Raw genomic sequence first — 10,174 nt, 5'->3', positions numbered from 1 at the left:
TCGGGTATCGATCACGGCCAAAGCCAGAAAAATGATGGACGGCCTGGCGGAACAGAGAAAAGCGGTCAACGAAGAGTTGACCAGCGTTCTATCTTTAGAAGAGAAGCTTTTGTTCAAAAGAATGCTCAAGGACATTAAAGGATGATTTTTTGTACACAAATAAAAAAGAACATTTTTGGGGGCGCAGATTCACCCTAAAAAATAAAACCGCTGTGCGCATTGCGCTAAGCGCTTAGCGTATGAGAGGGCATTGGCTGCGTTTATCCGCGAAGATCTGCGATCTATTAAACTAAAAGGAGGAGGAAAGAATGGGAGAAATCGTTCATACATCCCGTATAAAAATTGTGAGGGAAAAAGGGCCTACGCGGAGAGCCGTGATTGAGGGGTTTCAAGAACCGATCTATTACGGGGTCCACGGGGGAATCAAAAAATTCTACAAAGTCGAACCGGAAAAGGAGCATGCAGCCACTCTTGACCATATTGTCGCCGCAACGGCCGCCTGAATGATGGGAACACTGGCCGGGGTTCTGGCCGGAAAGAAAATTCCCACTCCGGAAGACCGCTACTGGGCTGACGTGGAGGGGGATATCGAAAATGTGAACGGAGTTTTGAAAATTACCCGGATCAAGGTCACCTACCACCTAAAAGTCCCCGCAGGAAAAAGGGATGAAGCGAGGGAGGCTCTTTCCTCCTACCTCGTTCGATGCCCTGCCGCCCAGAGCGTCATCGGCTGCATTCAGATTCAGGACGACCTGATGATCGAGGAAACGGAAGGGTGAAAGGAGGAAACATGGATTCCCTTACCGAACAAGTTAAAAAGATGGTCGGATCTTATGGAACTGTCCGGGTGGGAATTGCAACCCGCCAGACCCTGGGGGGAGGCCCTCCTTCTACGGATCTCACCTATATCCTGCCTGAAGCACGGTCAGCCATAACCTTTGCCATCCCGCTGAATAAAAAATACATTCGCCCTTTCCTGGCCAAGGAAGATCGTCTCAGCCACGAGCGGGACAACCTGCAGGCCAACATGCTGGTGACGGGAATTGCCTCTCACTTGGCCAAGCATCTGGAGCAGAAGGGATTCCCCTCTCAAGGCGTGGTGGCCAACGAGTTTTACCGGGATGAGCCGGGAATAGGCAGGTTAGGCATGCATCCCGACCTGTCCCACCGCTACCTTGCTGTTCGTTCAGGGGTTGGCTGGTTTGGGTTTTCAGGAAACGTGATCACCCCTGAGTATGGGGCGGCAGTGATTCTCGGCACCTGCGTAACTTCAGCGGAACTGGAGCCGACGGATCCTCTCCCTTCAGAAGATAACTACTGTAATCGGTGTAAGCTCTGCCTGGCTTCCTGCTGCTCAGGGTTGATGGACCCGGAGAAAGAAACGAAAGTAACTCTGGGAGGGCGGGATTTCATCTACGCTCGAAGAAGAGACTACCTCCGCTGTGAATTTGTCTGCGGCGGGATGACGGGGCTTCATCCTACCAAGAAATGGTCAACCTGGTCCCCGGGCCGTTTCTGCATTCCGGAGGATGACCGGGCCTTTCGCGAGGCTATGATCCAGGGGATAAAAGCTTATGATCGCCGCCCCCCTATGGAAGGAGGGTTTCCCCATATTCTTATGCGCTCCAAACTTTACCTCACCTGCGGCAATTGCCAACTCTTATGCTGGCCTGATCTGGAGGATCGAAAAGAGAATTTTAGAATTCTAACTTCCTCGGGCACTATCATCCAACGGCCAGACGGTTCCCTTGAAAGGGCTTCCCCTGAGAAGGCAGAGGCCTACGTGATGAGTCTGGATGAGGGAAAGAGGGCCCTTTATACCTGAGGAGGGGAATGGGTTATTGAACCCACTCGATGGGCGGGAATACGGGCAACGATTTCTGGCCGAGAGGCAGGCAGCCCGATCATCCTCCCGACAGAAGATATGAGAAAATCCCCCATTGGAACCTTACAGAGGAAAGGAGAAAAGTTGATAACCATCGATGAGAAAAGATGCACGAAATGCGGCCTCTGCATCCCCATCTGCGTCCGGAGAATTCTTCAAGAAGGGGAGAACTCGATTCAAATCATTGATCCCGCCATGTGCCTCTACTGCGGCCACTGCAAGGCGGTTTGCCCGGCGGATGCCCCCCAGTTCTCTGAGGGGAATGAGGAGTTTACACCCGTACCGAGCAAGGAGGAGATCCCCAGCGCCGCTCCCTTTTTTCGCTTCCTGCGCAACCGTCGCAGTCTGAGGTTATACCAGGATAAGTTCGTTGAAAAAGGAAAATTGAAAATGCTGGTTGAAGCGGGACGCTTCGCTCCGACGGGCTCCAACCGGCAAGCCTGCGAGTATGTGGTGGTTAACGGCCGGAAGACCCTGGACAAGGTCTGTACCTTGGCCATCCGGAACCTGCAGGAACAGGGAGAAGGGATTCAAAAAGTGATCGACAAGCTCAACCGGGAGAAAAAGCCCTTGTCCGAAGAGCTGGTTGCCAGGCGGACTCTCCCCCCGGTCTGGGAACGGATCGCTAAGAAGTGGGAGGAAGGGGTGGATCAGCTTCTCCACCACGCGCCGGCCTTGATCATCGTCCACATGAAAAAGGGCCTCGCCACGACTCCGGAGATCGATGCGGCCATTGCCTCCACCCAAATGGTCCTTTTGGCGGAGACCTTGGGCCTGGGGACTTGCTATATCGGTTTCCTTATCTGGGCGATCGAGAACTCCAAGGAGCTAAAAGAATTTCTGAAGATCCCAACGGATCATCGATCCCTGGTAGCCTTCACGGTTGGGTATCCGGATGTCCAATTCTTGCGGCTGGTATACCGGAATCCGGCTAAAGCCACTTGGATCGGCGAGTTTTCGGAGTAAAATCCAGCAAAAAAAGGATGGAAAATGAGTGATGAAGGATATCGAAAGTTGTGCGCAGTGATGTCCCAACGCGGAGGACGGTTCCCCGGAAGGACCATCAAGCCTACTGCTTATTTTTCTCCCGAGGGATATGTAAAAAGTGCATCCAGCGTTGCCCGGCGGAAGCGGTGACCGAAGCGGGCCATGATAAGATAAAATGTAAAGCCTACGTGGAGATAACCGCCAAGTATGTAAAGGCCAATTTTGGGTTTGAGGGTTACGGTTGTGGTTTCTGCCAGACGGGGGTTCCTTGCGAGTCTAAGATTCCCACAGAAGAATAGGCAATAGGCTAACAAAGGCTTAACACTCACCACTAAACACTTAACACTAAGGATAGGGATGCAATGGAAAAAATCGACCAAAATTTCCTGGAAGAGATGAGGAAAAAATTGGACATAGATTTACTGGGGGTAGCCTCGGTGGAAGGTTCAAATTCCCAAGAGCTAAGAAAGCAAGCCATTTCTCTTTTACCGGGAGTAAAGTCCGTGGTGGTCCTGGGCAAGCAAGTCTACAAAGAGGTGGTAACTTTGCTGGGACCTTCCAAAAGCGCCGGGGAAGCAGAGCCTGGAGAATTATTTGGACCTCACAGTGATTATGTTAACAGCCGCTTAACGAAAGCCGTGTATGACTTGGCTGATATTTTCCGCAAGGAAAAATATCGTTCGTTGCCCTTGCCGGCGGCAGGCTGCCCGACGGACCAGAGATTTTTGAAGGCCGTCTTTTCCTATAAGCACGCGGCCCAGCTTGCCGGGCTGGGGACGATCGGACGGCATAGTTTGGTGATCACCCCGGATTTCGGCCCCCGGGTTCGGTTGGCCTGCCTACTGACCGAGGCACCCTTGGAAGCGTCTCCATCCCTGGAGAAAAAGTATTGCCTCGATTGTGAGGCTTGCATCCGGGCCTGCCCGGCACAAGCTCTCCAAGTGCCTGCGCCGGATGAAGCCTACTCCATGAACAAGTTCGCCTGCCGAACCTACCGCCAAGCCGGGCTGACTTGCAGCGTTTGCTTAAAAACATGCAATGAAGTTTTAGGTTTTTAGGGACGCTATGCGCATAGCGCTAAGCGCTTAGCGTATCTGGGCATTATCTGCGTTTATCTGTGATAATCTGCGTCCCATGTAATTTTATAAAAGGAGGAGAAAATGTTTCAGACAAAGATCACTGGCATGTTCGGCATCAAGTATCCCATCGTGGTCGGCACCATGATGCACCTTTCCCGGGCCGAGATGGTGGCGGCCGCTTCCAATGCCGGGGCTCTCGGTGTCTTGGCTTCGGCCATTTTTCAGACCCAAGAAGAATTTCGCCTGGAAATAAAAAAGCTCAAAGGAATGACCGACAAACCCTTTGCCGTCAATTTGAATTTATTTCCGGCTATGCGTCCGATTGACAATCGGGAATACCTGGAGGTCATCTTCGATGAGGGGATTAAGATCGTGGAGACCTCCGGCCACAAGGCCCCCGATGAGTTAGCCAAAGATCTCAAGGCCCATGGCGTTACCCTGATTCATAAATGCGTGGGAGTTCGTTATGCTCTGAAAGCCGAGTCTATCGGCGCGGATGTCGTAACCGTGGTGGGATATGAAAATGGCGGTGCCACTGGTACCCTGGATATTACGACTCTCTGCCTCGTCCCGCGCGTAGTGGATGCTTTGAAAATCCCAGTGATCGGCGGGGGAGGCGTAGCGGATGGCCGCGGATTTTTAGCTCTGCTGGCCCTGGGGGCGCAAGGGGTGATCATGGGAACTCCCCTGTTGGTGGCCGAAGAATGTCCCATTCATCCCCAATTAAAACAAGCCTTGATCGAGGCCACCGAGCTGGACACCATGATCGTCATGCGGTCCATCCAGAATTCCCACCGGGTATGGATCAACGAAGTGGCCAAGAAAGTGGCCGAACTGGAAAAACAACAGGCCGGGCTGCAGGAGATCGTCCAGGTGGCTGCCGGAGAAAAAGCCAGGAGAATGTTCCAGGAAGGAGACCTGAACGCCGGGGTCATTTCCTGTGGGCAGGGAGTAGGGCTGGTAAAAAAAGTGATGCCCATGAAGGACATTATCGAAGGAATTGTCCATCAGGCTGACGAGCTGAGGAAAAAACTATCATTTATTTGATTGGGACGCAGATAAACGCAGATTTTCAGGATTATTATTAAAATCAATATCTTGAAATATTTCTATCTGCGTTTATCTGCGGAAATCTGCGTCCGTATAAATTAAAGGAGAAAGACGATGATCGAAGGGAAGTCCATTTTTACGCGGGCGGTGCACGCCGGGGAGCGGGGACCCAAACCGGATTTCCAGCCAGTCTCCACGCCCATCTACCAGACGGTGGGTTTTTTTTATGAGGACGTAAAAGACCTGAATGGGGTTTTTGCCAATGAGCGCGAGGGCTACGTTTACACCCGGTATGGGAACCCGACGAACTCCGCCCTGGAGGAGGCCCTGGCGAACTTGGAGGGAGGAGAAACCGCTTTAACCTTCGGTTCGGGAATGGCGGCTGTACACGCCAGCCTGCTTGCTGCCGGAGTCAAAGCGGGAGCTTCGCTTCTGGCGGCCTACGATATTTATGGGGCTACGTACGCAATCTGTTCGCGCCTTTTCCCTGAACTGGGGGTGCGGACCCATTTCGTGGATGTAACCAACCTTGAGGAATTCGCTAAAACCCTCTCCACAGCCAAACCGGTTGCCGTCATCCTGGAAACCATCTCCAATCCCTTGATGAAAATTGCTGACATTCCCACCATCAGCCATCTGGCTCACCGGGCCGGAGCGAAGGTCATCGTAGATAATACTTTTGCCACCCCCTTCCTCTTCCGGCCCATCGAGCACGGTGTGGATTTTTGCTTACACTCCACTACGAAGTACATCGGAGGGCATGGAGATGTTCTGGGGGGCGCAGTGGTGACATCCCGGGAGAATCACGCCCCCCTCCACGAGATCATCAAAATGACCGGGGGGAACTTGGGACCCACCGAAGCCTGGCTGACCCTCCGGGGATTAAAAACCCTTCCTCTGCGCATGCGTCAGCATTGTCAGAATGCCCTGGAAGTGGCCAGATGGCTGGAGGGCCATCCGCGTATCGCGCGGGTAAATTACCCCGGCCTGGCGAGCCATCCCCAGCACGAACTGGCCCAAAAGCTCTTTCCGCCGGGATTTTATGGGGGGATGATTTCCTTTGAGGTTAAAGACGCCGCCAAAGAGGAGATCTTCCGGTTCATGGAAGCCCTGGAACTCATCATCCCGGCGACCACGCTCGGGGATGTTTACAGCTTAGTCCTTTACCCGCCCATGTCTTCCCATCGGGCCCTAAGCCCGGAAGAAAGGGCAAAAGTGGGAATCAGCGACCGGCTGGTCCGCCTTTCTGTGGGCATTGAAGAGGCCGCGGAGATTATCGGAGACCTGGAGAGGGCCTTGGAAAAAAGTCGCTGATGAGCGGCGAGAAAGAAAAAAAGCCGGCTCAATTTACCAGCCGGCTTTGGTGCTGTTAGGGGACTCTATCTTTTTAAGGTCCTCGCTAAGGATGAATGGGCCCCATGGCCATCAGGCGAGCCACCCTTTCCTGGATAGGCGGGTGGGTGCTGAAGAGCCGGGTGAACCCTCCCGCCGAGAGGGGATTGACGATATACATCTGGGCTTGGGCCGGGTTTACCTGCATGGGCACTTGCTTATTGTACTCTTCCAGCTTGATCAGGGCGTTGGCCAGCGGGCGGCCAGCACCGATGATTTTGGCTCCCGTAGAATCCGCCTGATATTCCCGGCTGCGGGAGATGGCCATCTGGATGAGCATGGCGGCGATGGGGGCTATGATGGCCATAAGCACGACGGCGATGATATTACCCCTGCCGCCTCCTTCATCATCATCACTCCTGCCCATACCCAGGAACGCTCCCCATTGAGCCATCGTAGCCATATAGCTGATGGCCCCGGCAATAACCGCGGCCACGGAGCTGATGAGGATATCCCGGTTTTTAATATGCGCCAACTCGTGGGCCAAGACACCTTCTAATTCAGCAGGCTTGAGGATGCGCGAGATGCCTTCGGTTACGGCGACGGCGGCATGCTCCGGATTGCGGCCGGTAGCAAAGGCATTGGGAGTCTCCTGAGGAATGATATACACCCTGGGCTTGGGAAGGCCGGCCTGAACGGACAGTTTTTCCACCATCTGGTGAAGTTCGGGAGCCTCGTTAACAGAGACTTCCTTGGCCCCGCTCATGGCCAGGGCGATCTTGTCGCTGAACCAGTAGCCTACCATGTTCATAATGAAAGCCATGAACAGGGCAAAGTAAAGACCAGATCGGCCGCCCAAAGCCTGGCCGATAAATAATAAGAGGGCGCTCAGTCCGGCGAGCAAAATAAAAGTCTTAAAAGTGTTGGTTGACATGTTCTTTTCCTCCTCTTGCCCATTACTATAAAAGTGGCATATCTTGCAAAAAAGTCACCAGCAAAGAACAAAGGCCTGTAGCCTTTTGTAAGGCTTCGGTAGCGACAACGCGCATGGCGGGTTGATTTGCGGTAGAAGTCGAGGAACGGGTTTTCTGGATAAGGTTTTGAAGCCGATCCAGATCGATCATCACCTGTTCCAAGATTTCCACCGCCGATGTTGCTTTCTGCCCATGGGGGGAATTTAAAATCTGGCGGATTTCCTGTAACGAAAATTTGCGCGCCTGGAGCTGTTTGATCAGAGCTATACGGTTGAGGTCCCTTTCCGTATAATGACGGTATCCATGACTTCGACCTGGCTGTTCGGGATGAAGGAGACCCTGCCGGGTATAGAAATCGACCGTCCTGGGGCTAACCCCCAGCAACCGGGCAAACTCACCAATCGTATAATGCCCCCTTTCCATCTTTAGTCCCTTTTCGTAATCAATTGTATAGGAATTTCCTTTTTGGACACGGATGTACACAGATTATCAGGATAAACTAAAAAGAAAATAATGATCCGTTGTTATCTGCGCAAATCTGATGATCTCGTAAAAAGTCGGAAAAGCCGTCACTCCTGCGAAGGCAGGAGTCCAGAACTACTTGAATTAACTGGATTCCCGCTTTCGCGGGAATGACGAAAATGAGACAAAAAGGACTTTTTACGAATCCATCAAATCTGCGTCCTATTAAATTTTTAAAAGGAATATTCAAGGCAGTCATTATTTATCGAAAATATACAGCACCACTGTATGTTTGTCAAGAGATTTGAGTTCCTCAAACATCCTCAAATTTTTCTCTTGACAAATTTTATAAAATTTTGTAGGAGAGTGAATGTTCAGTCAGTAATAGTTTTTAGGAAATGGCAAGAATAAATCTGATGAGTATTCAATCATGAGAGTAAAGTTAGAAGAGCGTGAAATTGAGACAAACGTTAAAGATGATGCCCTTGTAAAACAAAGAAGGGAAGAGATTATCCAGGCCGCGAGCAAAATATTTACAGAGAAGGGGTATCATCTCGCAACTATCCGCGACATTTGTAAGGCCTCGGGGTTAGGTCCCGGAACTCTATATAATTACATCAAAAAAAAGGAAGATATCCTTTACCTAATTTACAATCAACTTACCATGATGCTCACTCAGTGCTTAGTGGAAACTATCGAAAATACCAAGAAAGATCCTTACGAACAATTGAAAGAAGCACTGAGTAAGACCACAGATATCATATGGGATTATAAAGATTTAGTCCTTCTAATGTATCAGGAAACAGCCTCCTTAGACAGAGAATCCATGCATAACATCCTCAAGCGAGAAAGCGATTATGTCGCTCTCTGGGAAAGAATCCTTGAACGGGGAGAGAAGCAGGGGATGATCATCAGGCGAACCCGAATGGATGCGGACATCATCGGTTTTCTTCTGGCTTTCATTCCCTTGAGGCGGTGGAATCTCAAGAAAAAGTTCCGGGAAGAGGAGATTAAATCCGGACTTATCGATTTTGTCATTCAAGCCTTGGGAATATCCAAAAGAAAAAAATAAGATGATTGTTTAATTTATTGGCTGAAATTCTTTTTTAAAACTGAATGAGCGTTTACTCTATTAAAGGGAAGGAAATGAAAAAAGAAACTTTATTACAGATGTATTACATGATGTTGAAGATTCGAAGGGTGGAAGAACGAATCCTGGAAATATTTGCCCAGGGGAAAATCCCGGGATTTATCCACGTATCCATCGGCCAAGAAGCCGTGCCGGTTGGAGTTTGCTCTGCCTTGAGAGAGAACGATTACATTTCAAATACCCATAGAGGGCATGGACAGGCATTAGCCAAAGGGGCTGATTTAAAAAGATTTATGGCAGAGATCTATGGCCGAAAAGATGGTTATTGCCAGGGAAAAGCTGGTTCGATGCACATTGCCTGTAACGATTTGGGAATTATAGGCTCGAATGGGGTGGTGGGAGGTGGAATTCCTATCTCTCTCGGGACGGCGTTTGCTTCGGTATATAAAGGAAATGACCGAGTGACGGTGTGCTTCTTTGGGGACGGGGCGACGAATGAGGGGACTTTCCATGAATCCCTGAATCTGGCTGCCCTCTGGAATCTTCCCATCGTTTTCTGTTGTGAAAATAATGGATGGGCAGAGTTTACGCCTCAAAAGGTCCATACGAAACTGGAAAATCTAAGTGTCAGGGCAGAATCTTATGGGATACCGGGAGTGACCGTGGATGGGAATGACGTCCTAAAAGTTAAGGAAGAGGCAGAGAAAATGATCGCGAGGGCTCGGAAAGGGGAAGGGCCATCGCTTCTGGAATGTAAAACCAACCGTTGGTTTGGCCATTTTGCTGGGGATGCTCAAAAATACCGATCGGCCCAGGAGATCGAAGAAGTCAGAAGCTTTGACCCCATCTTGAAATTTCAGAAAATATTGCTTGAGAAGAAGAATTTAAACCCTAAAGATATTGAGGAGACGGAGGTAAAAATTAAATCACAAATCGATGAAGCAGTAGCTTTTGCGGAAAAAAGCCCAATTCCAGGGATGGAAGGACTCTTAGAAAATGTCTATGTGTAAATCTTGCGCTCACATAGGGGAACCCAGAGGGTCAGGGTTTATTATTTTAGAAAATATTTTTTCGGGCGCTTGGGCAAAAATTGGCGTTCTATGAGGGAAACAGGAAAATGAAAGAGGTGCGGTATATTAGGGCGATTACCGAGGCCCTCAAGGAAGAGATGGCCCGGGATGAGTCGGTTTTTGTCATTGGTGAAGATGTAGCCTACCCAGGGGGTTCTTTTAGCGCCACTCGAGGCCTCCTCGAAGAATTCGGGGGGAGAAGAGTTAAGGACACGCCCATCAGTGAAGCGGCCATAGTTGGCTTG

The 10,174-nt window shown here is 50.6% G+C and carries 13 protein-coding genes; 11 read left to right on the top strand and 2 right to left on the bottom strand.

Annotated elements, in window-relative coordinates; genetic code table 11:
* Positions 1-308 precede the first annotated feature (308 nt).
* From Q7V48_04275 to Q7V48_04240, 8 genes are all read left to right on the top strand, one after another.
* Complete coding sequence (locus Q7V48_04275; GenBank protein MDO9209952.1) at positions 309-503, top strand: hypothetical protein; 195 nt, start codon at positions 309-311, stop codon at positions 501-503.
* Positions 504-779: a hypothetical protein gene (locus tag Q7V48_04270; GenBank protein MDO9209951.1), complete on the top strand. Its 276-nt coding sequence runs from the start codon at positions 504-506 to the stop codon at positions 777-779.
* Positions 780-790: 11 nt separating this feature from the next.
* Positions 791-1,825, top strand: coding sequence for an epoxyqueuosine reductase (locus Q7V48_04265; protein MDO9209950.1), 1,035 nt, complete (start codon positions 791-793; stop codon positions 1,823-1,825).
* A gap of 144 nt (positions 1,826-1,969) precedes the next feature.
* The gene (locus tag Q7V48_04260; GenBank protein ID MDO9209949.1) at positions 1,970-2,851 is read left to right on the top strand and encodes a nitroreductase family protein; all 882 of its coding nucleotides are present in this window, start codon (positions 1,970-1,972) and stop codon (positions 2,849-2,851) included.
* Between the two features lie 50 nt (positions 2,852-2,901).
* A complete protein-coding gene (locus tag Q7V48_04255) occupies positions 2,902-3,171 on the top strand; it encodes a hypothetical protein (GenBank protein ID MDO9209948.1) in 270 nt (89 codons plus the stop codon).
* 63 nt (positions 3,172-3,234) lie between these two features.
* Positions 3,235-3,930, top strand: a complete 696-nt coding sequence (locus tag Q7V48_04250) for a hypothetical protein (GenBank protein ID MDO9209947.1) — start codon at positions 3,235-3,237, stop codon at positions 3,928-3,930.
* Between the two features lie 102 nt (positions 3,931-4,032).
* Positions 4,033-4,998, top strand: a complete 966-nt coding sequence (locus tag Q7V48_04245; protein MDO9209946.1) for a nitronate monooxygenase — start codon at positions 4,033-4,035, stop codon at positions 4,996-4,998.
* A 117-nt stretch (positions 4,999-5,115) separates the two neighbouring features.
* Entirely contained in the window at positions 5,116-6,315 is a 1,200-nt protein-coding gene (locus Q7V48_04240; GenBank protein MDO9209945.1) for a PLP-dependent aspartate aminotransferase family protein, read from the top strand.
* Positions 6,316-6,400: 85 nt separating this feature from the next.
* On the opposite strand, the gene Q7V48_04235 is transcribed toward Q7V48_04240, so the two are convergent.
* Together Q7V48_04235 and Q7V48_04230 are read right to left on the bottom strand one after the other, a co-directional pair.
* Positions 6,401-7,267, bottom strand: a complete 867-nt coding sequence (locus Q7V48_04235) for a zinc metalloprotease HtpX (protein MDO9209944.1) — start codon at positions 7,265-7,267, stop codon at positions 6,401-6,403.
* A 25-nt stretch (positions 7,268-7,292) separates the two neighbouring features.
* Positions 7,293-7,730, bottom strand: coding sequence for a MerR family transcriptional regulator (locus tag Q7V48_04230; protein ID MDO9209943.1), 438 nt, complete (start codon positions 7,728-7,730; stop codon positions 7,293-7,295).
* 469 nt (positions 7,731-8,199) lie between these two features.
* Between Q7V48_04230 and Q7V48_04225 the strand changes: the two genes are divergently transcribed.
* The 3 genes from Q7V48_04225 to Q7V48_04215 form a co-directional block, all read left to right on the top strand.
* Positions 8,200-8,841: a TetR/AcrR family transcriptional regulator gene (locus Q7V48_04225; protein MDO9209942.1), complete on the top strand. Its 642-nt coding sequence runs from the start codon at positions 8,200-8,202 to the stop codon at positions 8,839-8,841.
* Between the two features lie 74 nt (positions 8,842-8,915).
* Positions 8,916-9,869 carry a thiamine pyrophosphate-dependent dehydrogenase E1 component subunit alpha gene (locus tag Q7V48_04220; protein MDO9209941.1) on the top strand — a complete coding sequence of 318 codons (954 nt, stop codon included), beginning with the start codon at positions 8,916-8,918 and terminating at the stop codon, positions 9,867-9,869.
* A 107-nt stretch (positions 9,870-9,976) separates the two neighbouring features.
* A partial coding sequence (locus tag Q7V48_04215; GenBank protein MDO9209940.1) for an alpha-ketoacid dehydrogenase subunit beta occupies positions 9,977-10,174 on the top strand: 198 nt, incomplete at its 3' end.

This window comes from Deltaproteobacteria bacterium (assembly GCA_030654105.1).
Taxonomy (GTDB): domain Bacteria; phylum Desulfobacterota; class SM23-61; order SM23-61; family SM23-61; genus JAHJQK01.
This window is presented reverse-complemented; position numbering and strand designations above follow the sequence as displayed.